This window comes from Xanthobacter autotrophicus ATCC 700552 (genome assembly GCF_043194565.1).
Lineage (GTDB): Bacteria > Pseudomonadota > Alphaproteobacteria > Rhizobiales > Xanthobacteraceae > Xanthobacter > Xanthobacter autotrophicus_F.
The window spans coordinates 169,369-191,373 of record NZ_JBAFVS010000003.1; the positions used below are offsets into that span (position 1 = coordinate 169,369).

19 protein-coding genes are annotated in these 22,005 nt (G+C 69.3%); 13 read left to right on the forward strand and 6 right to left on the reverse strand.

The window, feature by feature from the left end; genetic code table 11:
* Positions 1-96: 96 nt before the first annotated feature.
* Together glsA and V5F48_RS04380 are read left to right on the forward strand one after the other, a co-directional pair.
* Positions 97-1,938 (forward strand): glutaminase A, encoded by a 1,842-nt coding sequence (gene glsA / locus V5F48_RS04375; protein WP_394040444.1) that lies wholly within the window; start codon positions 97-99, stop codon positions 1,936-1,938.
* A gap of 3 nt (positions 1,939-1,941) precedes the next feature.
* A complete protein-coding gene (locus tag V5F48_RS04380; RefSeq protein ID WP_394040446.1) occupies positions 1,942-3,906 on the forward strand; it encodes a CHASE2 domain-containing protein in 1,965 nt (654 codons plus the stop codon).
* A gap of 180 nt (positions 3,907-4,086) precedes the next feature.
* On the opposite strand, the gene V5F48_RS04385 is transcribed toward V5F48_RS04380, so the two are convergent.
* A complete protein-coding gene (locus V5F48_RS04385; protein WP_394040447.1) occupies positions 4,087-4,740 on the reverse strand; it encodes a FecR domain-containing protein in 654 nt (217 codons plus the stop codon).
* Between the two features lie 216 nt (positions 4,741-4,956).
* The gene (locus V5F48_RS04390; RefSeq protein WP_394040449.1) at positions 4,957-5,763 is read right to left on the reverse strand and encodes a transglutaminase-like domain-containing protein; all 807 of its coding nucleotides are present in this window, start codon (positions 5,761-5,763) and stop codon (positions 4,957-4,959) included.
* A gap of 167 nt (positions 5,764-5,930) precedes the next feature.
* Here V5F48_RS04390 and V5F48_RS04395 point away from each other — a divergent pair, with 167 nt between their 5' ends.
* From V5F48_RS04395 to rpsU, 3 genes are all read left to right on the forward strand, one after another.
* Positions 5,931-6,698 (forward strand): N-formylglutamate amidohydrolase, encoded by a 768-nt coding sequence (locus V5F48_RS04395; RefSeq protein ID WP_394040720.1) that lies wholly within the window; start codon positions 5,931-5,933, stop codon positions 6,696-6,698.
* 177 nt (positions 6,699-6,875) lie between these two features.
* Entirely contained in the window at positions 6,876-8,210 is a 1,335-nt protein-coding gene (locus V5F48_RS04400; RefSeq protein WP_394040451.1) for an O-linked N-acetylglucosamine transferase, SPINDLY family protein, read from the forward strand.
* A 56-nt stretch (positions 8,211-8,266) separates the two neighbouring features.
* On the forward strand, positions 8,267-8,608 hold the full coding sequence (gene rpsU, locus V5F48_RS04405; protein ID WP_394040453.1) for a 30S ribosomal protein S21: 342 nt from the start codon (positions 8,267-8,269) through the stop codon (positions 8,606-8,608).
* A gap of 196 nt (positions 8,609-8,804) precedes the next feature.
* On the opposite strand, the gene V5F48_RS04410 is transcribed toward rpsU, so the two are convergent.
* Positions 8,805-9,695 (reverse strand): LysR substrate-binding domain-containing protein, encoded by an 891-nt coding sequence (locus tag V5F48_RS04410; protein ID WP_394040455.1) that lies wholly within the window; start codon positions 9,693-9,695, stop codon positions 8,805-8,807.
* A 109-nt stretch (positions 9,696-9,804) separates the two neighbouring features.
* Between V5F48_RS04410 and V5F48_RS04415 the strand changes: the two genes are divergently transcribed.
* From V5F48_RS04415 to V5F48_RS04450, 8 genes are all read left to right on the forward strand, one after another.
* A complete protein-coding gene (locus V5F48_RS04415) occupies positions 9,805-10,554 on the forward strand; it encodes an SDR family NAD(P)-dependent oxidoreductase (protein ID WP_394040457.1) in 750 nt (249 codons plus the stop codon).
* A 41-nt stretch (positions 10,555-10,595) separates the two neighbouring features.
* The gene (locus V5F48_RS04420; protein WP_394040459.1) at positions 10,596-11,444 is read left to right on the forward strand and encodes a transketolase; all 849 of its coding nucleotides are present in this window, start codon (positions 10,596-10,598) and stop codon (positions 11,442-11,444) included.
* Positions 11,441-12,487: a transketolase family protein gene (locus V5F48_RS04425; protein WP_394040461.1), complete on the forward strand. Its 1,047-nt coding sequence runs from the start codon at positions 11,441-11,443 to the stop codon at positions 12,485-12,487. Before V5F48_RS04420 ends, V5F48_RS04425 begins: the two co-directional genes overlap by 4 nt.
* Before the next feature lie 144 nt (positions 12,488-12,631).
* Positions 12,632-13,510, forward strand: a complete 879-nt coding sequence (locus V5F48_RS04430) for an NAD(P)-dependent oxidoreductase (RefSeq protein WP_394040463.1) — start codon at positions 12,632-12,634, stop codon at positions 13,508-13,510.
* A gap of 92 nt (positions 13,511-13,602) precedes the next feature.
* Positions 13,603-14,664, forward strand: coding sequence for a TRAP transporter substrate-binding protein (locus tag V5F48_RS04435; protein ID WP_394040465.1), 1,062 nt, complete (start codon positions 13,603-13,605; stop codon positions 14,662-14,664).
* Positions 14,665-14,725: 61 nt separating this feature from the next.
* Positions 14,726-16,588, forward strand: a complete 1,863-nt coding sequence (locus tag V5F48_RS04440) for a TRAP transporter large permease (RefSeq protein WP_394040722.1) — start codon at positions 14,726-14,728, stop codon at positions 16,586-16,588.
* 95 nt (positions 16,589-16,683) lie between these two features.
* Positions 16,684-18,795, forward strand: a complete 2,112-nt coding sequence (gene tkt, locus V5F48_RS04445; RefSeq protein ID WP_394040467.1) for a transketolase — start codon at positions 16,684-16,686, stop codon at positions 18,793-18,795.
* Entirely contained in the window at positions 18,792-19,781 is a 990-nt protein-coding gene (locus V5F48_RS04450; RefSeq protein WP_394040469.1) for a D-2-hydroxyacid dehydrogenase, read from the forward strand. Before tkt ends, V5F48_RS04450 begins: the two co-directional genes overlap by 4 nt.
* A 54-nt stretch (positions 19,782-19,835) precedes the next feature.
* Here V5F48_RS04450 and V5F48_RS04455 read toward each other — a convergent pair whose 3' ends face one another.
* The 3 genes from V5F48_RS04455 to V5F48_RS04465 all read right to left on the reverse strand — a co-directional run bounded on the left by V5F48_RS04455 (position 19,836) and on the right by V5F48_RS04465 (position 21,911).
* Positions 19,836-20,942: a YeeE/YedE family protein gene (locus tag V5F48_RS04455; RefSeq protein WP_394040471.1), complete on the reverse strand. Its 1,107-nt coding sequence runs from the start codon at positions 20,940-20,942 to the stop codon at positions 19,836-19,838.
* Between the two features lie 88 nt (positions 20,943-21,030).
* Entirely contained in the window at positions 21,031-21,405 is a 375-nt protein-coding gene (locus V5F48_RS04460) for an ArsR/SmtB family transcription factor (protein ID WP_393992543.1), read from the reverse strand.
* Between the two features lie 104 nt (positions 21,406-21,509).
* On the reverse strand, positions 21,510-21,911 hold the full coding sequence (locus V5F48_RS04465; protein WP_394040473.1) for a thioredoxin fold domain-containing protein: 402 nt from the start codon (positions 21,909-21,911) through the stop codon (positions 21,510-21,512).
* Between the last annotated feature and the right edge of the window lie 94 nt (positions 21,912-22,005).

The following is a 22,005-nucleotide window of genomic DNA, read 5'->3' on the forward strand; positions in this document are numbered from 1 at the left end:
CTGATGACCGGCAACGGCGCGCCCGCTCGCTGCCGCGCACCATTGCCAACTGCACCGCACGCGCTTTCACTAGGGGGAGTCTCCCGGAGCCGCGCTGTGTCGAATCTCCTGCCCATTCCCACGCTGTCCCTCGAAACGCCGCTGCTGCGCGCCATCAGGGATATCCACGCCCGCTTCACGCCCTTGCATGACGGCGAGGTCGCCTCCTACATCCCCGAATTGGGCAAGGCCGACCCCGACCATTTCGGCGTCGCCGTGGCCACCACCGACGGCCATGTCTATGAAGCCGGCGACACCGCGGTCCCGTTCACCATCCAGTCGGTCTCCAAGGCCATCGTCTACGCCCTCGCCCTGGACACCCTCGGATCGGAGACGGTGGAGGCGGCCATCGGCGTGGAGCCGAGCGGGGAGGCCTTCAACTCCATCCGCCTGAAGGCCGACAACCGCCCGTTCAACGCCATGGTGAATGCTGGCGCCATCTGCTGCAGCGGGCTGCTGGCCGAGACCGCCGGCGACGACGCCTTCGAGCTGATCCGCGCCACCCTCAGCCGCTTTGCCGGGCGCGAGCTGGAGGTGGACGAGGCGGTGTTCCAGTCGGAGCGCCAGACCGGCGACCGCAACCGCGCCATCGCCTACCTGCTGCGCACCTATGGCGGCGTGCGCGGCGACGTGGACCACATCCTCGACACCTATTTCCGCCAGTGCTCGGTGCTGGTCACCGCCCGCGACCTCGCTGTGATGGGGGCGAGCTTCGCCAATCACGGGGTCAATCCGGTGACCGGTGAGACGGTCGCCTCCACCTACGCCGTGGCGCGCACGCTGGCGGTGATGATCTCCTCCGGCATGTACGATTTTGCCGGCGAATGGATCTACCGCGTGGGCGTGCCGGCCAAGAGCGGCGTGGGCGGCGGCATCCTCGCCGCTTTGCCCTCCCAGCTCGGCCTCGGCATCTTCTCGCCGCGGCTCGACGCGCATGGCAACAGCGTGCGCGGCCTGCGCACCTGCTCGGCCCTCTCCGAGGCGTTCGACCTGCACATGCTCTCGCGGCGGGACGACGTGCGCACCTGCATCGCCGCCGACTATGACTTCCGCACCGTGCCCTCCAAGCCGGGGCGCCAGCCCCACGAGCAGAGCATCCTGGACTCGCGCTCCGGCTCCATCCGCGTGCTGGAGCTGGCCGGCAAGCTCTCCTTCGCCACCGTGGATTATGTGACGCGCCAGCTCTCCGATCCCGCCGGCGTGCCCGACTTCCTCATCCTCAACCTGCACCGCGTCTCCACCATCACCGATGCGGGCCTGCGCCTGTTCACCGGCCTGATCCGGAACCAGCTGCCGGCCTCCACCACCACGGTCATCGCCGGGGTGGAGGGCAGTTCGCCGGTGGCGCCGCAGGTCAAGGCCATGAAGGAGGAAGGGGTGCGCGTGCGCATCTTCCCCACCTACGACGCTGCCGTGGACTGGGCCGAGGACCAGATCGTCTATCGCCACGGCGGCTTCTCGCAGATCGGCATCGAGGCGGACCTGTCCGGCCAGGCCCTGCTGGCCGGGCTTTCGCCGCAGGAACTGGCCGACTTTTCTCGTCTCGGCACCCGGGTAGTGTTCGGCGCCGGAACGCGGATCATCGACGCCAGCGAGCCGCCGGCCAGGGTCTATTTCCTGGTGCGGGGCATGGTCAGCGCCCGGTCCCTGAACGACGTGCGCCTGTCCACCATGATCCCGGGCATGGCTTTCGGCGAGCTGGCGCTGATCGACCAGCCGCGCAGCGCGGACGTATGGGCCGACACGGAAGCCGTCTGCCTGGAGATTTCCGCCGAGCAGTTCCGCGCCTTTCAGGAGACCCACGCCCGCGCCGCCGACCGCATCATGCGCAACCTCGCCATCCTGCTGGCCGGTCGGGTGCGCATGGCCACCGCGCGCATCGACATGCTGACGGGATAACCGGTGAACCTCAACGCACCCATCCGCTCCTTCGCCGTGCGGTCGGGGGCCGTGGCGCTGCTCTGCGTCTTCACCGCCTTCAGCCTCGACGCCTGGGGTCTGCGGGAGCGGCTGCGGGAGACGGCCCTCGACGCGATCCTGCGCGCGGCACCCCCGCTCGCCGCGGCGCCACTCACCGTCATCGACATCGACAGCGCGACCCTCGCCCGCCATGGCGCCTGGCCCTGGAGCCGGTCGCAGATGGCACGACTCGTGGAAAAGATCGCCGCCGCCGGGCCATCGATGATCGTCATCGACATGCTCTTCGCCGGACCAGACCGCCTGTCGCCGGCCGCCGTCGCCAGGGCACTGGCCGAGGAGACCGGGCGGACCGACATCGCCGCCCTCGCCCCCACCCTGCCCGATGGCGACGCCGCGCTCGCTGCCGCGCTGGCGCTCCGGCCCGCTGCCCTCGGCGCGGTGCTGGAAAACGTCGCGACGCCCGATTTCGTGCCGGTGACACCAGTGCTGGTGGAGGGGCCGGGCCGCCTCGCGAACCCGTGGCACGCCGCCGGAGCGGCCGGCCCGCCACCGACCTTGCGCACCGTCGCCCAAGGTCTGGGGCTGGTGGCCATTGCGAGCGATACGGATGGCGTGGTGCGCCGCGTGCCGCTGATTGCCATCGCGGGTGATGCGGTTCTGCCCGGTCTCGCGGTCGAAGCGGTGCGGCTGCACGATGGCGCCTCCGCCCTGATCGTCGCGGACGGGGCGCTTCTTGCGGGCATGCATTCGGCGCCCCTTGGCGCCGATGGCCGGCTGCGCCTGCGGGCCTCTGCGCCCGAAACATGGCTCGCACGCACCGTCCCGGCCTATCGCCTCCTTGACGGCGTGCCCGTCGCGGAGGCGCTCGACGGGCGGATCGCCCTTTTGGGATCGAGCGCCGTGGAGGTGGGCGCCCTGCGCCGGACCGCCGCCGCCGACGCCGCGCCGACCTTGCAGATCCAGGCCGATGCGGTGACCACGCTGTTCTCCGGCGCCATCCCCTACCGGCCCGACATGCTTGAGGCGGTCGAAAATGCGGGCGCCCTCGCGCTCGGCGTCCTCGCGCTGGCGGCGGTGCTGCTGGCCGCGCCGCTGGTCGCGTCGGCCTTGGGGGGCCTGCTTTTCCTCGCATGGGGCAGCGGCGCGGCGCTCCTGGCCCATGGGACGAACCTGATGCTGGACCCGGTCGGCCCGCCCCTGGTGGGCGCTGTGGCCCTCGGCGTCGGCCTCGTCGCCGGCTTCGCCGAGACCGAGCGGCGTGAGCGCCACCTGCGCCGCCGGTTCGAACAGCATCTCGCGCCGGCGGTGGTGGCGCGCATCGCCGCCACACCGGGCGCTCTCAAGCTGGGCGGCGAGGTTCGTGAGATCACCGCCCTGTTCACTGACGTGGAAGGCTTCACCGCCATGACCGAGCGCGCCGCGCCGGACGCGCTGGTGAAGGCGCTGGACCGCTATTTCGACACCTTGACGGAGATCGTGTTCGCCCACGGGGGCATGTGCGACAAGATCGTGGGCGATGCGGTGCACGCCTTCTTCAACATGCCCCTCGACCTCGACGATCACGCCGGCAAGGCCCTGGCCTGCGCCCGTGCCATTCGCGCCGCCTCCGAGCGGCTTCGCACCGAGCCGGCGTTCGCCGCGCTGGGCTTCGGGCGCACGCGGATTGGCCTGGAAACCGGCCGTGCCATCGTCGGCGACGTGGGCGGCCGCCGCAAGCTCGACTACACGGCCCACGGCATGGCCATCAACACCGCCGCCCGCCTGGAGGCCGCCAACAAGGATCTCGGCACGTCCATCTGCGTTGGTCCCGGTACCGCCGCACGACTGCCCGCAGGCGCGGTGCGCCCGGTGGCCGCCATCGCCGTGCGGGGCGTGAGCGGCACGGTGCAGGTCTATGCGCCGGCGGAGGACCCCATCCCCGGATTGGAGCCCGTCCGGCCGAATTGAACCGCTCCGACCGGTCGTATCCGTCGCCAATCCACCGACGAGGGCATGCGCGGTACCATCGGCCTCGATCTTCGACCGATGCCAAGTGGGTACGCTCAAGCGCCGCGCGGGCTTGGCCCATGGCCCATGAGTCAAGCTCACGGGCCATTGGGGTTGGCTCCTGCCCGACCGACCCGGGACCTATTCCACCAGCGCCAGCGCCGCGCGGATGCGCGCCTCGCTCCATTCCCGCACCGGCGAGGGCGCGGCGCCGATCGCGGCTATGTCGGTCCCCTGCCCCGGACCGAGATCCACCGTCGCGTCGCCCGCCGACACCCGGACCCGCCCGCGCATGACGAAAACACCGAACCGCTCCTGGCTCGGCCCGGCAAAGAAGCGCGTGCCGCGCACGGCGAGCCGGCCATAGGGCGTTTCCACCTCCACGTCGCGCCCGGGGGCGCCATCCGGCCGGTCGTAGAGCATGGCGCCGTTGCCGAGGCTAAAAACGCCACCGCGATCAACCAGGAAACGGTCGATGCGCAATCGCGTGCGCCCGCCGAGCCGCACCTGGGTGGCGGCGCCGAGCCGCATGGCAAGGCGGGCCGTCTCGCCCGTCACCACCATATCGCCTACGAATACGGCATCGCCGGTCGCGAGGGGCAGCCTGGCACCGCCGCGCTCGGCACCGCCCTCCCCGGCCAACGCTTCCACGATGCCGGCGCGGTCCGCCGCCGCGCTCCGGCCACAGGCCAAGGCAAGGGCGGCGAGAGACAGCAGGCCCCGCCGCGAGAACAGGCGCACCAGACGGCTCGCGCTCGAACCCTGCACCGCCGCAGCCGCGTTCGGATCAGCCATATCCCCTCCGCTCACGCCATCGCCCGGCGGCGCGACGCCGGCCCTGCAGCGCCTTCGCCCGCATGGAACGGTCCGAAACCCCGCGAAGACACTTTCCCATGCGGCACCGAAAGATCAAGCCGGTTAGCAGCACTGCCCAAGCCGGGATCCAGGCAGGCCCGCTGGCGGATGGTCGTCCTGGCCCGCGCGCCTGTTCAGGCGATGCGGGCTCAGGGCTCAAGCCACCTCGTCGCTCACCACCTTGAAGCTCGTGAGCGTCGCCGGCCCGAACGAGGTGACCATGGCCACATCCGTGGCATCTCGCCCGCGCGCGATGAGGATGCGGCCGATGCGCTGCGTGTTGTGCCGGGCGTCGAACGTGTACCAGCGGTCGCCCAGATACACCTCGAACCAGGCGCTGAAGTCCATGGGGTTCACATCGACGGGCACGCCGAAGTCGCCGAGATAGCCGGTGCAGTAGCGCGCCGGGATGTTCATGCAGCGACACAGGGTGACGGCGAGATGGGCGAAGTCCCGGCACACGCCGCGCCGTTCGCTATAGGCGTCGAAGGCGGTTCTCAGCGGGCTCGCATGGGCATAATTGAAGGTGATGTGCCCATGGACGAAATTGCAGATGGCCCGCACCAGGGGCCAGCCCTTGGGCACATGGCCGAACAGGTTCCAGGCGATATTGCTCAGGCGGTCGGTCTCGCAATAGCGGCTGCCGAGCAGGAACAGCAGCACGTCCACCGGCAGATCCCCGAGAGGATGCTGGATCGCATCCGGCGCCACCATGTCGGGCTTGCCGCTGTCGCGGATGACGAAATCGGCATGCACCCTCAGCTGACCTGCCGGCGCCTCGATGACGTGGCAGAAATTGCCGAAGCTGTCGTGATAGGTATTGGCCGGGATCGGCGGATCGAACATCATCCGGTCGACGCTCTCAAGATCGTTCACCCGGGAGGGGTGCACGCTGAGCGTCAGGATCATCGGGGTGGGCTTGGGGCACGTGTGGATAATCTCGTAGCCCGCGCGGATCTTCATCGGTGGGAACCTCTTTGGGTTTGCGCGAGCAGAACGCGCGGATGTCTGCTATGGCTCGCGGCAACTTCGACAGCAGCGACCTGGAAAGCGGCGCAGGCGAGCTTTGTCGCCGCGCGGGCGTGAGGACTGATTTGAACCGGACGGCACCCCTGCTGGCGGACGACGAGATGCCGCCTGTCACCATGCTCAATGCGGAAGGCGCCTCTGCGTTCCTCATTGTTGCGGATCATGCGGGCAATGCCTTTCCGCGATCAATGGGCCGGCTCGGCATTTCCGAGGATGATCAAGCGCGTCACATCGCCTGGGATATCGGCATTGCGGGCGTGTGCCGCACGCTGGCGGAACGACTCGACGCTACCCTCATACAGCAGAATTACTCGCGACTCATCATCGACTGCAATCGCCCGCCGACCGTTCCCTCCTCCATCACACCGCAGAGCGAGGCGACGCCGATCCCCGGCAACCTTGACCTCGACGATGGGGCGAAGGCCGCCCGCGCGCGCGACCTGTTCCAGCCCTACCATGCCTGCATTGCCGCCGCGCTTGACCGCAGGGCCATGGCGGGGCGGGCAACCGTGCTCGTCGCCATGCACAGCTTCACGCCGGTCTATCTCGGCGTGGCGCGGCCCTGGCATGTGGGCGTGCTCTACAACCGCGACGCTCGTTTTGCGGGTGCCGTGCGCGCGGCGCTGCGGCAGGAAAGCGGCCTCACCGTTGGCGACAATGAGCCATACAGTGTCGATGACACGACAGATTACACCATCCCCGTCCACGCCGAGCGACGCGGCCTGCTCCATACGGGCATCGAGATCCGGCAGGACCTGATCGCCGAACCCGCCGGGCAGGCGGAATGGGCGGCGCGCATGGCGCGCGCGCTCACCGCAGCATTGGAAACCTGCCCGCAAGACCGGGCGCCTGCGCCCGTCGCCGGCTGACGGCGGTCGACGGCCCATTTCTTGCTTAAAAAGCCGCATCTGACCTTCGAGGCGGCGGGCTTGCGACCTCTGCCCTGCGCGACAGATGCCCCCCGCGAAACCGCCGGGGCGAACTGCGACGGGCAGGAGCGGCCTCGATCCATGGGCTCAAAAAAGACATTCGGACGCCTGCGGCACATGTGTGAGTGGGCGGACCTCGCCGCCGACGACACGGATCTCGCCGCCGTCCTTGCCGAAGGCCAGGGCCACCATCTCTCGCCGTTCCATCTCCTGTCGGTGCCGGGCATGAGCGCAAGCGACCAGCGGGCGTGCTCGGAATTGTGGACCCGCGAGCGGCGCGTGGCCGCCCAGATCGAGCGCGACACCCTCGCCTTCACCTTCCCACCCACGGGACGGCGCAAGATCCGCCTCGGCTACCTCTCCAACGACTTTCACGAGCACGCCACCGCCCATCTCCTGATCGAGGTGCTGGAAGCGCATGATCGCGACGCGTTCGAGGTGAACGCCTATTCCTTCGGCGCCGACGACGGCCTGCCCATGCGCCAACGGCTGATGGCCGCCTGCGACCGCTTCGTGGACATCGCCCACATGGGGGACAACGCGGCGGCCCAGCTCATCTATGACGACGCGGTGGATATCCTGATCGACCTGAAGGGCTTCACCGCGCAGGCGCGCTCCGGCATCGCCCTGCTGCGGCCGGCGCCGGTGGTGGTGAACTACCTTGGCTATCCCGGTACCATGGGTGCGGGCATCTGCGACTATGTCATCACCGACCCGTTCCTGACGCCTCCGGCGAGCGCGGGCTTCTATTCCGAATCGTTCGCCTACATGCCCAACACCTACCATCCCCACGGCCGGCGCACGCCGGTGGGCGACAAGCCCTCGCGGCGAGAGGCGGGGCTGCCGGACGACGGCTTCGTCTTCTGCTGCTTCAACCAGCCCTACAAGATTTCCCCCGAGATCTTCGACATCTGGTGCCGGCTACTGTCCTGCGTGCCCGACAGCGTGCTCTGGCTGCTCGACACGCCCCATGCCGCGGGCAACCTGCGCAGCGAGGCCATCGCGCGGGGCATCGACGCCCGCCGCCTCGTCTTCGGCGCCAACCTGGGCCAGGCGGAGCACCTGCGGCGGCTCCAGCTCGCCGACCTGATGCTCGACACCTCGCCGTTCAACGCCCACACCACCGCCAGCGATGCCCTGTGGGCGGGCCTGCCCTTCGTGACCTGCCCCGGCGAGACCTTTCCGTCCCGGGTGGCCGGCAGCATCCTGCACGCCATCGGCCTGCCGGACCTCGTGGCGGACAGTCCGGAAGCCTATTTCGACCTCGCCTACACGCTGGCGCTGGACGAAGAGCGCCTTGCCGATGTCCGCGCCCGCCTCGCGGCCAATCGGCTCACGGCACCGCTGTTCGACGTGACCACCTATACGGCGGACCTGGAAGGCCTTTATGGTGCCATGTCCGCCCGGCACCGAGCCCATCTGCCGCCCGCGACCATCGGCGTGCACGGATAGAGTCTGTGCCGATGCGGTAAATCACGGCAGATGTGCTAAGAGGCAAACTTTCCGGTATGATGCCGGTAGCCCTCGAGCGAGCGGTCGCGTTGCGGCCGGGGATTCGCGGCAAACCTCAGATTGGAACCGTTTTGCAGGTACTCGTCAGAGACAACAATATCGAACAGGCCCTGAAAGTCCTGAAGAAGCGCATGCAGCGGGAAGGCATTTTCCGCGAAATGAAGCAGCGCAAGGCGTATGAGAAGCCGTCCGAGCGTCGCGTCCGCGAAGCAGCCGAAGCCGTGCGGCGCACCCGCAAGGCCGCGCGCAAGAAGGCCCAGCGGGAAGGCTTGATCGCCGCGCCGAAGCGGACCTTGAAGCCCCGGACTGGCCCTGGCGCCGGCGCCCCTCCGCGCTGAGCAGGTCGCCCTTCGGGCCGGATCACCGTCCGGCCCGCCACCGGCGCTTCCTCCCCTCTCGAAACCACCCACCGCAGGCCTTATCGCCCGGGCGGGGGCTTTTGCACGCCCGGGCCGCGGCGACGACCGCGCAGCAGCAACCGTGCCGCGATGCCCCGGCATCCGCGCTCTAGGTTCGGCGCGCGCCACCCGGTGGTCACAGCACGGGTGACGGCTTCAGCCCCAGTTCCTGGGCGAGCCAGTCGGCGAAGATGCGGACCGCCTTGCGCGGCTTGGCCTTCGCCGGGAAGACCAGGAAGTGGCCCATGTAGCGCAGGTCGTGGGCGACGCCGTCCAGCGGCGCCACCAGCCGGCCATCGGCGATCTCGCGTTCGGCGAGGCGGGTGGATTCGAGCGTCACGCCAAGCCCGTCCACCGCCGCCGCAATGGCCATGAAGCTGCGATCGAACCGGCTGCCCCGCGGGCTCGGCGGCGCCAGGCCATTGGCGAGAAACCACGCATTCCAGCGCAGCCTCTTGTGCTCGCTCTCGATCAGCGGATGATCGTAGAGGTCGGCCGGGATGCGGATGCCCGCCGCCATCTCGGGCGCGCAGAGCGGGCGCACCACCTCTTCGCCCAGCGGAATGACGGTGAGACCCTCCTGTCGGGGCGGCCCGTAGCAGATGTCCGCATCGAATTCATCATTCAGGAAGCGCGGATAATCCGTGCTGGCCGACAGGCGGATGTCGAAGCCCGGATGTTCGGCGATGAGCCGGCGCAGCCGTGGCATCAGCCATTGCGCCGCCATGCTGGGCGCGCAGTGCAGCCGCAGGTGGTTGCTGGCCCGGCCGCTGACCTGCTCGATGCCGTGCCGCAATTCGTCGAAGCCGGTGGAAACGCTGAGCTGTAGCGCCTCGCCCGCCGGATTGAGGCGCACGACCCGCCCTTCCCGCTCGAACAGGGGAACCCCCATCAGATCCTCCAGCTTGCGGATGGCGTGGCTGACCGCGCTCGGCGAGATGGCGAGTTCCTCCGCCGCGGCGCGGAACGAGCCGGTGCGGGCAGCAGCCTCGAAGGCGCGCAGGGCGCCGAGCGGAAGGGCGTTCATGGCCCCATAGATGAACCCAGTTCACCGGTTCGCGCAATTTTTGTGTTTTTTCCGACACTCCGCTTCCGACACACTCCGGCCAATCAAAATTGGATCGGGAGGACATATCGTGTTGCTCAAGGGGAAGACCGCAGTCATTTCGGGCGGCGCCGGCGTGCGCGGCATCGGCTTTGCGACGGCCAAGACCTTCGCCGCCCAAGGGGCGCGCGTCGCCATTCTCGACCTCGACGCGGCCGGCGCCGCCAAGGCCGCCGCGGAACTGGGCGAGGGCCATGTGGGCATCGGCTGCGACGTGACCGACAAGGCCGACTGCGCCCGCGCCATCGGCGAGGTGCTGGCGGCCACCGGCCGGATCGACATCCTCATCAACAATGCCGGCATCACCCAGGCCATCAAGGTGTGGGACATCGATCCCGAGAGCTGGACCCGCATCCAGGACGTGAACCTGAAGGGCGTGCTCTATCTCAGCCAGGCGGTGATGCCGCACATGCGCGAGCGCAAGGCGGGAGCCATCGCCTGCATGTCGTCGGTCTCCGCCCAGCGCGGCGGCGGCATCCTCGGCGGCGCGCACTATTCCGCCGCCAAGGCCGGCGTGCTGGGGCTGGCGAAGGCCATGGCCCGCGAGCTGGGCGCCGACGGCATCCGGGTCAACTGCGTCACCCCCGGCCTGATCCAGACCGACATCAATGCCGGCAAGATCTCCGACGATGCGCGGGTGAAGATCCTCGAAAACATCCCGCTCAACCGCCTCGGCGTGCCGCAGGACGTGGCGAACATCTTCCTGTTCCTCGCCTCGGACCTGTCCGCCTACGTCACCGGCGCGGTGATCGACGTCAACGGCGGCATGCTCATCCATTGAGCGCTCTGGCGCTGCGGCACCCAGCCTTCGAGGAAAACCAGATGACCATCGCAACTTCCGGCCACAACCGGCAGCTCGCCGAACGTGCGCACGCCATCCGGCGCAATGCGCTGCGCATGGGCGAGGTGCAGGGCCAGGGCTACATCGCGCAGGCGCTCGGCATCTCCGACGTTCTGGCGGCGGCCTATTTCCATGCCATGACCTACCGGCCCGAAGATCCGGACTGGGAAGGCCGCGACCGCTTCCTGCTGTCCAACGGGCACTACGCCATTGCGCTCTACGCGGCGCTGATCGAGGCCGGCATCGTCCCGAAGGACGAGCTCGAGACCTACGGCTTCGACGATAGCCGGCTGCCCATGTCGGGCATGGCCAGCTACACGCCGGGCATGGAGATGTCGGGCGGCTCGCTCGGCCTTGGCCTCGCCATCGCGGTGGGCCGCTGCCTCGGCCTCAAGCGCAAGGGCTCCGACCGCCACGTCTACACCCTGTTCTCCGACGGCGAGCTGGACGAGGGCTCGGTGTGGGAGGCCATCATGTCGGCTGCCCACTTCCAGCTCGACAATCTCATCGCCGTTGTCGATGTCAACAACCAGCAGGCCGACGGGCCGTCCACCTCGGTGCTCGGCTTCGAGCCGCTGAAGGAGAAGCTGGAAGCCTTCGGCTGGTTCGTCCGCCGCGTGGACGGCAACGACATCGACGCGGTGCGCGAGGCCTTCGATGCGGCCAAGGCGCAATCGGGCGGCGGCAAGCCCAGCATGATCATTGCCGACACGCTGATGGGCAAGGGCGTGCCGTTCCTTGAGGCGCGCGAGAAGAACCACTTCATCCGCGTCGACGCCCACGAGTGGCAACTGGCGCTGGCAGCGCTCGACGAGAGGAAGCCGTCATGAACCACGCGACCCGCAAGGCTCCCCCTGCCGCCGCCCCTGCCACGGCTGCAGCCGGCAAGCCCCGGCTGACCACCTCCGCGATGATCGCCTCCATCGCCGCCGAGGGCCAGCGCACCAAGCCTGCCCCCTTCGGCCACGCCCTCGTCGCCCTTGCGCGCGAGAATCCGGCCGTGGTGGGCATGACGGCCGATCTCGGCAAATATACCGACCTGCACATTTTCTCGCAGGCCTTCCCCGAGCGCTTCTACCAGATGGGCATGGCCGAGCAGCTTCTGTTCGGCGCCGCCTCGGGGCTGGCCGCGGAGGGCTTCATGCCCTTCGCCACCACCTACGCCGTGTTCGCCTCGCGCCGGGCCTACGATTTCATCCACCAGACGATCGCGGAGGAAAACCGCAACGTGAAGATCGTCTGCGCGCTGCCGGGCCTCACCTCGGGCTATGGTCCCTCGCACCAGGCCGCGGAAGACCTCGCACTGTTCCGGGCCATGCCCAACATGGTGGTGATCGACCCCTGCGACGCGCACGAGATCGAACAGGCGGTGCCGGTGATGGCGCGGCATGACGGGCCGGTCTACATGCGCCTGCTGCGCGGCCAGGTGCCGCTGGTGCTGGACGAGTACGGCTACGAGTTCGAGCTCGGCAAGGCCAAGATGCTGCGCGACGGGCCGGATGCCCTGATCGTTTCCTCCGGAATCATGACCATGCGGGCCCTGGAGGCGGCGGACCTGCTACGCCAGGACAAGGTCGAGGTCGCGGTGCTTCACGTGCCCACCATCAAGCCCCTCGACGAGGCGACGATCGTGGAGGCGGCGCGCAAGAGCGGCCGCCCGGTGATCGTGGCGGAGAACCACACCGTCATCGGCGGCCTCGGCGAGGCCGTAGCGGGCGCGTTGCTGCGCGCCGGCGTCGCGCCGGCCGGCTTTCACCAGATCGGCCTGCCCGACACCTTCCTCGACGCCGGCGCCTTGCCGACCCTCCACGACCGCTACGGCATCTCCGCCGATGCCGTCACCCGGCGGGTGAAGGACTGGCTCGACCGCTGATCCCACCACCACGGCCCGGGACGCGCCGCGCCCCGGGACCGCCCGGCCGCCACAGAACGCCACGACCAACGATCCGCAGGCCGCCACAGAGCGGTGGATGCCGATGCCTTCAAGGCGCTCCGGCTCAGAAAACAGGGAGGAAGAATGACCGCCATCGGCTTCATCGGTCTGGGCTCCATGGGTCTGCCCATGGCGCGCAACCTCGTGGCACGGGGCTTCGAGGTCACCGGCTATGACCTGCGCCCGCAAGCGCGGGACGCGCTCAAAGCCGCAGGGGGCAAGGCGGCGGAAACCGCTGCCGCCGCCTGTGCCAGCGCCGACATGGCCGTGCTGATGGTGGTGAACATCGCCCAGGCCCGCGACGTGCTGTTCGCCGGCGGCGTCCTCGATGCCCTCACCCCCGGCGGGGCGATCCTGCTCATGTCCACCTGCCCGCCGGCGGCGGTGGCCGAGGTGGCGGCGGAGGTGGACGCGCGGGGCTTCGCCTTCGTCGATGCCCCCGTATCCGGCGGCGTGGTGGGCGCGACGGCGGGCACCCTCACCATCATGGTGGGCGCCGGCGATGCCGCCTTCGCCCGCGCCCGGCCCGCCCTCGACGCCATGGGCGCCAAGGTGGTCCATGTGGGCCGGGAGGCCGGCCAGGGCGCCACCGCGAAGGTGGTGAACCAGCTCCTGTGCGGCGCTCATCTCGCCGTCGCCGCAGAAGCCCTGTCGCTGGGCGAGCGGCTCGGCGTGGACGCAACCGCCATGCTCGACATCCTCGGCGGCTCGGCGGCGGCAAGCTGGATGCTGCGCGACCGGGGTCCCCGCATGCTGGAAGCGGACCCCACCGTCACCAGCGCGGTGGACATCTTCGTGAAGGACCTGGGCCTCGTGCTGGAGGCCGGGCGCGAGGCGAAGGCCGCCCTGCCCATGGCCGCCCTCGCCCACCAATTGTTCCTGTCGGTCTCCGGACGCGGCCTCGGCGCCGCCGACGACAGCCAGGTCATCCGCGCCTATCGCAGCCTGCAGGGCCGGGACTGAACCGCCCGCCGCCTCCACCGACACGCAAAACGCCGACCGCCACCATGCGGAACATCAAGAAGGCCGCACAGCGGCCATCAAGGGAGAAACACATGACCAATACGCCCGCCTCCAAGGGCCTTGTCCAGGGACTCACCCACGGCCTCACCCAGGGTCTCACCCGCCGCACCCTGCTCACCGCGGCGGCCGCGATCCCGCTCTCCGGCATCATCACCCGCGCCCGCGCCGCCGAATTCACCTACAAGCTCGCCACCGGCCAGGACCCCTCGCATCCGGTCAACAAGCGCGCCCAGGAAGCCGCGCAGCGCATCCTGGAAGCCACCTCCGGCCGGCTGGAAATCAAGGTGTTCCCGGCCAACCAGCTCGGCTCGGATACCGACCTGCTCACCCAGGTGCGCTCCGGCGGCGTGGAGCTGTTCAACCTCTCCGCCTCCATCCTCGCCACGCTGGTGCCGGTCTCCGGCATCGTGAACACCGGCTTTGCCTTCCCGGACTACGACACCGTGTGGAAGGCCATGGATGGCGGGCTCGGCACCTATATCCGCGAGCAGATCGGCAAGGCCGGGCTGGTCGCCCCCATCAAGTTCTGGGACAACGGCTTCCGGCAGGTCACCTCCTCGACGCGCGAGATCAAGACGCCCGAAGACATGAAGGGCTTCAAGATCCGCGTCCCGCCGGCGCCCATGCTGACCTCGGTGTTCAAGTCGCTGGGGGCTGGCGCGACGCCGATCAACTTCAACGAGCTGTATTCGGCCCTCCAGACCAAGGTGGTGGAAGGACAGGAGAACCCGCTCGCCATCATCGCCTCGGCCCGCCTCTACGAGGTGCAGAAGTTCTGCTCCATGACCGGCCATGTGTGGGACGGCTACCTCATCCTCGGCAACCGCCGCGCCTTCGCCGCCCTTCCGGACGATCTCAAGGCCATCCTGGTGCGCGAGTTCGACCGCTCCGGCGCCGACGAGCGGGCCGACATCGCCGCGCTCAGCCAGTCGCTGCGGGCCGACCTGACGGCCAAGGGCATCACCTTCATCGACGTGGACCGCGAACCCTTCCGCAAGGCACTCGCTGCGACTTCCTTCTATGCCGACTGGCGTGCCAAGTACGGCAACGAAGCCTGGTCGTTGCTCGAAGCGGCCGTCGGCAAGCTCGGGTGACGTCATGGATCGCGCAATCACGGATACCGTAATCACCGAGCCGAACATGGCTCATACCCATATGCTGGCGGGGCCGGACGAGCCCGCCGGCGGCTGGCGCAAGGGCGTGCTCCGGGTGGAGCGCGCGCTGATCAGGATGGTGGAGATTCCGGCAGCGCTCCTGGTGCTGGCGGAAGTGGTGGTGCTCTTCTTCGGCGTGGTGATGCGCTATTTCGTGCATCAACCCATCGTCTGGTCGGACGAACTGGCTTCCGTCCTGTTCATCTGGCTGGCCATGCTGGGCTCCGTGGTGGCGCTCCAGCGTGGTGAGCACATGCGCATGACCGCCCTGGTGGGCGCCCTGCCGCTGCCCAAGCGCGCGGTGCTGGAGACGCTTGCCGTCGCCGCGCCGCTCATCTTCCTCGTGGCCATGTTCCATCCCAGCCTCGAATATGCCGAGGATGAGATGTTCGTGACCCTGCCCGCCCTCGACGTGCCCAACACGTGGAAAGCGGCGGCGCTGCCGGTGGGCCTCGCGCTCATGGGCATCGTCGCGTTCCTGAAACTCCTCCGCAACGCCAATCCCATGCAGGTGGCGGGGGTCATCGCCTTCCTCGCGGCGCTCACCGCGGTGGGCATGCTCGGGACGCCGTTCCTGAAGACCCTGGGCAACATCAACCTCGTGATCTTCTTCGTCGTCCTGGTAGCGGCGGGGGTGTTCGCGGGCGTGCCCATCGCCTTCTCCTTCGGCCTCGCGACGCTGGCCTATCTCTCCTTCACCACCAATGCCCCGCTCACGGTAGTGGTGGGCCGCATGGACGAGGGCATGAGCCACCTCATCCTGCTCTCGGTGCCGCTGTTCGTGTTCCTCGGCATGCTGATCGAGATGACCGGCATGGCGCGGGCCATGGTGGGCTTCCTCGCCAGCCTGCTCGGCCATGTGCGCGGTGGCCTGTCCTATGTGCTGATCGGCGCCATGTACCTCGTCTCGGGCATCTCCGGCTCCAAGGCGGCGGACATGGCGGCGGTGACCCCGGTGCTGTTCCCGGAGATGATCAAGCGCGGCGCCAAGCCCGGCGACCTCGTGGCCCTGCTCGCCGCCACCGGCGCGCAGACCGAGACCATCCCGCCCAGCCTCGTGCTGATCACCATCGGCTCGGTCACCGGCGTGTCCATCGCCGCCCTGTTCGCCGGCGGCCTGATGCCCGCCGTCGTGCTCGGCGTCATGCTGTGCATCCTGGTGCGCTGGCGCTACCGCAACGAGGACCTGTCGGGCGTGCGCCGGGCGACCCGCAAGGAAATCCTGCGCGCCCTCGCCATCGCCGTGCCGGCCATCGCCTTGCCCTTCGTTATCCGCGCGGCGGTGATGGAAGGCATCGCCACCGCCACCGAGGTCTCCACCATCGGCATCGTCTATTCGGTGGTGGTGGGGCTGCTGATCTACCGGCAGTTCGACTTCAAGCGGCTGATGCCCATGCTCACCGCCACGGCGGCGCTCTCCGGCGCCATCCTGCTGATCATCGGCGCGGCCACCGGCATGGCGTGGGCCCTCACCCAGTCGGGCTTCTCCCAGGAGCTGGCGCGGGTGATGGGGGGACTGCCCGGCGGGGCGGCCACCTTCATGGTGGTGTCCATCGTCGCCTTCATCATCCTCGGATCGGTGCTGGAGGGCATCCCGGCCATCGTGCTGTTCGGGCCGCTGCTGTTCCCCATCGCGCGCAGCATGGGCATCCACGAGGTGCACTATGCCATGGTGGTGATCCTCTCCATGGGCCTTGGCCTGTTCGCCCCGCCCTTCGGCGTCGGCTACTACTGCGCCACGGCCATCGGCGGGGTCAGCCCCGATGCCGGCATGAAGCCCATCGTCGGCTACATGGCGGCCCTGCTCATCGGCCTCGCGCTGGTCGCGGCCGTGCCGTGGTTCTCCATCGGCTTCCTGCCCTAGAGCACGCGAACCGGAGTCCACTTCGCTTGAAAACGCTCCAACTGTTCCTGTGATGCGCCGGGGCGCGTGCCCCGGCGCCAGCCAAGGTCGCTCCCATGTCACTCATTGCCTCCACTGGCTTCGCTGAAGCCGGCAACGCCCCCGCGTGCCCGAATTCCGAGGACGGCACCCCTTCCGCTCGCCTGAACTCCGGTGACGGCTTCGCTTCCGCTCGCCTGAACTCCGGTGACGGCTTCGCTTCCGCTCGCCGTATGGCCGACGCCATCCGCTTCCTCGCCCTCGACGCCATCGCCAGGGCCGAGGACGGCCATCCTGGCGCGCCCCTCGGCGGGGCGGAACTGGCCACGGCGCTGTTCACCCGCCACTTCAAGTGCAATCCGGCCGACCCGGCCTGGTTCGACCGCGACCGCTTCGTGCTGTCGAACGGCCACGGCTCCATGCTGCTCTACGCCGTGCTCCACCTCGCCGGCTATGCGGGCATGCCCATGGCGGAGATCCGCCGCTTCCGTGAGCTGGGCGCCCACACCCACGGCCATCCCGAGCGCGACGTGGCGCTGGGCATCGAGGTCACCACCGGGCCGCTGGGCCAGGGCATCGCCAATGCGGTCGGCATGGCGGTGGCGGAAGCCTTCCTCAGCGCCACCTATGGCCCCGAGCTGGTGGACCACCGCACCTATGCGGTGGTCGGCGACGGCTGCCTGATGGAGGGCGTCGCCCATGAGGTGATCTCGCTGGCCGGCCACCTGAAGCTCGGCAAGCTCACCTTCCTGTGGGACGACAACCGCATGACCGACGATGGCGGCACGCATTTCGCCATCTCCGAGGACGTGCGCGCCCGCTTCCGCATCGCCGGCTGGCAGGTGATCGACGTCGACGGCCACGACGTGGAGGCGGTGAGCGCCGCCCTCACCCTCGCCAACAAGGATCCGCGCCCCACCATGATCGCCTGCGCCACGGTGCTGGGCAAAGGCCTGCCGCGCCTTGAAGGCCAGCGCGGCGCCCATGGCGGGCGGGTGTTCCCGGAGGATGTCGTGGAAGCCCGCGCCGCCGCCGGCTGGACCCACGGCCCGTTCGAGGTGCCGCCGGATGTCGCCACCGCATGGCAGGACGGCACGGCCGAGCGCAACCGCCCCGCCTATGACGCCTGGCAGGCCCGCGTCGCCGCCCTGCCTGCCGAGACGCGCGCCGAGTTCGAACGGCTGATCCGCGGCGATCTGCCGGCGGGCGTGATGCCGGCGCTCGCCGCCCATGCCAAGGCCCTCGCCAAGGCGGCGCCCGCCCAGTCCTCCAACCAGTCCACCGCCGACATCGTGGACCTGCTCGCCGGCCTCGTGCCCGAGTTGCTGCCCGGCGCGCCGGACCTCGAAGGCCCCACCAATTGCAAGCGCGGGCTTGCCGCCTTCACCGCGCAGAACCCGGCCGGCCGCTACATCCATTACGGCATCCGCGAGCATGCCATGGGGTCCATGATGAACGGCATGGTGGCCCATGGCGGCGTGCTGCCGCTGGGGGCGACCTATCTGGTCTTCTCGGACTACATGCGCCCGCCGTTGCGCATGTCCGCGCTCATGGACCTGCCGGTCATCACACTCTACAGCCACGACAGCATCGGCATCGGCAAGAACGGGCCGACCCACCAGCCGGTGGAATTCCTCGCCTCGCTGCGCGCCATGCCCAACATGGCGGTGTTCCGCCCCGCCGACGCGGTGGAGACCGCCGAATGCTGGCAACTGGCGCTCGCCCGCCGCGACGGCCCCTCCTCCATGATCTGCTCGCGGCAGGCGCTGCCGGCCCAGCGTCGCGACGCGAGCGAGAACCGCTCCGCCCGCGGCGCCTATGTGCTGCGTGCGGCCGAAGGCGGTCCGCGCCGGGTGACGCTGCTTGCCACCGGCTCGGAGGTGGACGTGGCGATCCGGGCGCGCGATCTTCTCCAGGCGGAAGGCGTGCCCACCGCCGTGGTCTCCATGCCCTGCTGGGAGATCTTCGAGCAGCAGGACGAGGCCTATGTCTGGGAGGTCCTCGGGCCGGGCACGGTGCGCATTGCAGTGGAGGCGGCGGTGAAACTGGGCTGGGAACGGTGGATCGGCGCGGACGGCGCCTTCGTGGGCATGAGCAGCTTCGGCGCCTCCGGCCCCGCCGACGACCTGTTCCGCCATTTCGGCATCACCCCCGCCGCCGTGGCGGATGCGGCGCGGGCGCGGCTGTGAACGCGCCGTTCCCGCCCGAAGGCCGCGCGCCACGCATCGTCTTCCTCGATCGCGAGACGCTGGCCCCGGCCGTGACGCTCAAGCGCCCGGCCTTCGCCCACGACTGGGTGGAATATGATCGCACCGCGCCGGCCGAACTGATGGAGCGGGCCCGCGACGCCGATATCCTCATCCTCAACAAGGTGCGGCTCGACGCCGGTGCCATCGCCCGGCTGCCGCGCCTTGCTTTGGTCGCGGTGGCCGCCACCGGCACCGACTGCGTGGACAAGGCGGCCTGCGCCGCCGCCGGCATCGTGGTGAGCAACGTGCGCGGCTATGCCAAGGCGAGCGTGCCGGAGCACACCTTCGCCCTCATCCTCGCCTTGTCGCGCGCCATCGTGCCCTATGCGGCGGATGTGAAGGCCGGCGCATGGCAGGCGGCGGGGCAATTCTGCTTCCACACCCACCCCATCATCGACCTGCACGGAAGGCGGCTCGGCATCTTCGGCTCCGGCGATCTCGGCCAGCAGGTGGCGGCCCTTGGGCGCGCTTTCGGCATGGAGCCGGTGTTCGCCGACCGCAAGGGCGCAACCGCTGCCCGGCCCGGCTATCTGCCGTTCGCCGAGGTGATCGAGACCGCGGACGTGCTCACCCTCCACTGCCCGCTGACGCCTGAGACGCGCGGGCTGATCGGCGCGCCTGAATTCGCGCGCATGGGCCGGCGGCCCATCCTCGTCAACACCGCGCGCGGCGGCCTCGTGGACGAGGCGGCACTCGTCGCGGCGCTGGATGCCGGTCAGGTGGCGGGCGCCGGCATCGACGTGGCCATGCCCGAGCCGCCCCCCGCCGACAGCGCGGTGATGCGCCTCGCCCATCATCCGAAGGCGATCGTGACGCCCCACGTGGCCTGGGCCTCCATCGAGGCGCAGCAGGCGCTGGCAGACCAGCTCATCGCCAACATCGAGGCCTTCGCCGCCGGCCGCCCGGTGAACCTCGCCTCGGCCTGAGGGCGGCCGCGGGACACGCGGCGCGAGCACCGCCCGCGCGACTTGAAGGATGGCTCAGGGTCCGGCCCGCCAGCGCCCGTGTGCCTCGATCATGCCGCGCACCGCGTGAATGAACGAACCTTCCATCAGCAATGCAATGCCGAGCCGCGCGCCCACCACCATGCCGGCGATGGCGAGCGGCCAGGACAGGGCCAGCAGCGACCCCGCGGTCAGCCCCTGCCCTATGGTGCAGCCGCCGCACAGGATGCCGCCCACCCCCATCAGCACCGCGCCGAGGAGATGGCGCTTCATCTCGCGCGGATCGTCGAACGCCTCCCAGCGGAAGGCGTCGTTCCGCTGCGCGGCGGCGAAGGCGCCCAACGCCACGCCGAACACACTGCCGGCGCCGAACTCGGCAAGGCTCGCCTGGTCGAACAGCAGGCCGAACAGGGTGCGCGCCACCGGCGAGACGAAGGTGAGGCTCTGGGGCGCCGAGGGGTGGGCGAACTCGTCCACCAGCAGGGTTGTGGCCAGCCAGCCCGCCACCACGCCGAGGCCCAGCACCACGCCCGCCGTCACCAGCCGGGGCGCGCGCCTCAGGCGGCGGTCGGCACAGGCGGGCAGGACCAGAACGAGGCCGACCAGCCCGCCCATCCAGCCCCGCAGATCATATCCCGCGACCCGCCCGACGAGGGAGGGAAGGTCCGCCTGCGTGCCGGCGGGAAGGGCGAGGGCCACCCGCTCCAGCCCATCCACCCGGAAGCCGGAGAGGACGCCGCGCAGGGTGGCATAGGCTGCCGCGCCGAACACGATCAGCACCACCAGGCTGCGCAGGTCGCCCGAGCCGAGGCGCACCAGCGAGCCGAAGGCGCAGGTGCCCACCAGCGCCATGCCGAGGCCGAACAGCAGCCCGCCCAAAAGGATGCCGAGCCACGGCAGCGCCATGGGTACGTAATTGGTGCGCTCGGGCGCAAGGATGCCGGCGAGGGCCAGCGCCTGCGTCCCCGCGATGGCGAGGCCCAGGGCGAGGGCGAACACCTTCATGCGCCGCCAGTCCCGGCCCACCATGGCGTCCTCCAGGGCGCCGAAGGTGCATAGCCGGGCACGGAACACGCAGAACCCCGCGATGCCTCCCACCAGGAGGCCCGCGAGCGCGGTCCACCAGGGACTCGAAATATCCATGCGCCGCCTCCTCCCGTAGACGGCAGGCGCAGGACTTGTAAGGTCGTCCCGTCGCCGGCCCGGCGCTCTCTTGTCTTACTTTTTGTTCTTACTTTTTGTCGGCGCGTGCCGACCCGCAGTACATGTCGTAGATGACCGAGATGACCCGCCGCACGTCGTCGTTGGCGAGGCTGTAATAGATGGTCTTGCCGTCGCGGCGCGTGGTGACGAGATCGTCCAGCCGCAGCCGCGCCAGTTGCTGGGAAACCGTAGGCTGGCGCAGGGACAGGATATTCTCCAGCTCGGTCACCGACCGCTCGCGCTCGGCCAGCAGGCACAGCAGCAAGAGCCGGTTCTCATGGGAGAGGGCTTTCAGGAAATCGCTCGCCTTGCGCGCATTGCGCATGAGCTGGTCCAGCTCCGGCGAAATCTCCGGGCCTTCGCGCAGTTCGTCCTCGATCCGCGTGGATACGATGGGCGGCATGGTTTCAAACCTCTCACAAATCGACGGCAAGAGCGGGATTCGATCCGGTCGAAACGAGCTGATCGAATCCCGCTCAAAACTACAAACAAGAGAACGCCCCGGCCTTACTGCCGGTGGGGCGCGCCCTGTTCCGTCAGCGCGCCGAGCAGACCCCAGAAGGCTTCATCCGAAGCATAACCTGTAATGCGTCCGATCTCGCGTCCTTCGTCCACGAGCACGAAGGTGGGTGTGAAGCGCACCGGCTGCGCCAGGGCGACATCCGCCGGCATCCCGCCGGAAAGGTCCACGCGGCGCAGCGGCGCGCGACGGCCTTCCTCGGTCTTCTGGTAGATGGGCGCCACATCCCGATCGAACTTGAGGCAGTAGGCGCAGCCCTTGCGCTCGAACATCACCAGCTCGCTCGCCCGCGCCGGCGCCACGGCGCCGAACAGGGCGGCGAGAACGCCCACGGTGAGAACGCCCACGGTGAGGACACGCACGGTCAGGACCAGCAAGGCACGAGCCATATTCCACGTTCCAAAGGCGCGATTTCGCTTCTCATATTATCGCATTCGCATATATCATCAACATCGCAAACCGCGTCGGTTGAACGCACGCGGA

Bases quoted from the DNA above. Each gene is read 5' to 3' on its own strand.
- V5F48_RS04385 (WP_394040447.1), bottom strand. From the start codon at position 4,740: ATGGCTGATCCGAACGCGGCTGCGGCGGTGCAGGGTTCGAGCGCGAGC.
- V5F48_RS04390 (WP_394040449.1), bottom strand. From the start codon at position 5,763: ATGAAGATCCGCGCGGGCTACGAGATTATCCACACGTGCCCCAAGCCC.
- V5F48_RS04395 (WP_394040720.1), top strand. From the start codon at position 5,931: ATGCCGCCTGTCACCATGCTCAATGCGGAAGGCGCCTCTGCGTTCCTC.
- V5F48_RS04400 (WP_394040451.1), top strand. From the start codon at position 6,876: ATGTGTGAGTGGGCGGACCTCGCCGCCGACGACACGGATCTCGCCGCC.
- rpsU (WP_394040453.1), top strand. From the start codon at position 8,267: ATGATGCCGGTAGCCCTCGAGCGAGCGGTCGCGTTGCGGCCGGGGATT.
- V5F48_RS04410 (WP_394040455.1), bottom strand. From the start codon at position 9,695: ATGAACGCCCTTCCGCTCGGCGCCCTGCGCGCCTTCGAGGCTGCTGCC.
- V5F48_RS04420 (WP_394040459.1), top strand. From the start codon at position 10,596: ATGACCATCGCAACTTCCGGCCACAACCGGCAGCTCGCCGAACGTGCG.
- V5F48_RS04425 (WP_394040461.1), top strand. From the start codon at position 11,441: ATGAACCACGCGACCCGCAAGGCTCCCCCTGCCGCCGCCCCTGCCACG.
- V5F48_RS04430 (WP_394040463.1), top strand. From the start codon at position 12,632: ATGACCGCCATCGGCTTCATCGGTCTGGGCTCCATGGGTCTGCCCATG.
- V5F48_RS04435 (WP_394040465.1), top strand. From the start codon at position 13,603: ATGACCAATACGCCCGCCTCCAAGGGCCTTGTCCAGGGACTCACCCAC.
- V5F48_RS04440 (WP_394040722.1), top strand. From the start codon at position 14,726: ATGCTGGCGGGGCCGGACGAGCCCGCCGGCGGCTGGCGCAAGGGCGTG.
- tkt (WP_394040467.1), top strand. From the start codon at position 16,684: ATGTCACTCATTGCCTCCACTGGCTTCGCTGAAGCCGGCAACGCCCCC.
- V5F48_RS04455 (WP_394040471.1), bottom strand. From the start codon at position 20,942: ATGGATATTTCGAGTCCCTGGTGGACCGCGCTCGCGGGCCTCCTGGTG.
- V5F48_RS04460 (WP_393992543.1), bottom strand. From the start codon at position 21,405: ATGCCGCCCATCGTATCCACGCGGATCGAGGACGAACTGCGCGAAGGC.
- V5F48_RS04465 (WP_394040473.1), bottom strand. From the start codon at position 21,911: ATGGCTCGTGCCTTGCTGGTCCTGACCGTGCGTGTCCTCACCGTGGGC.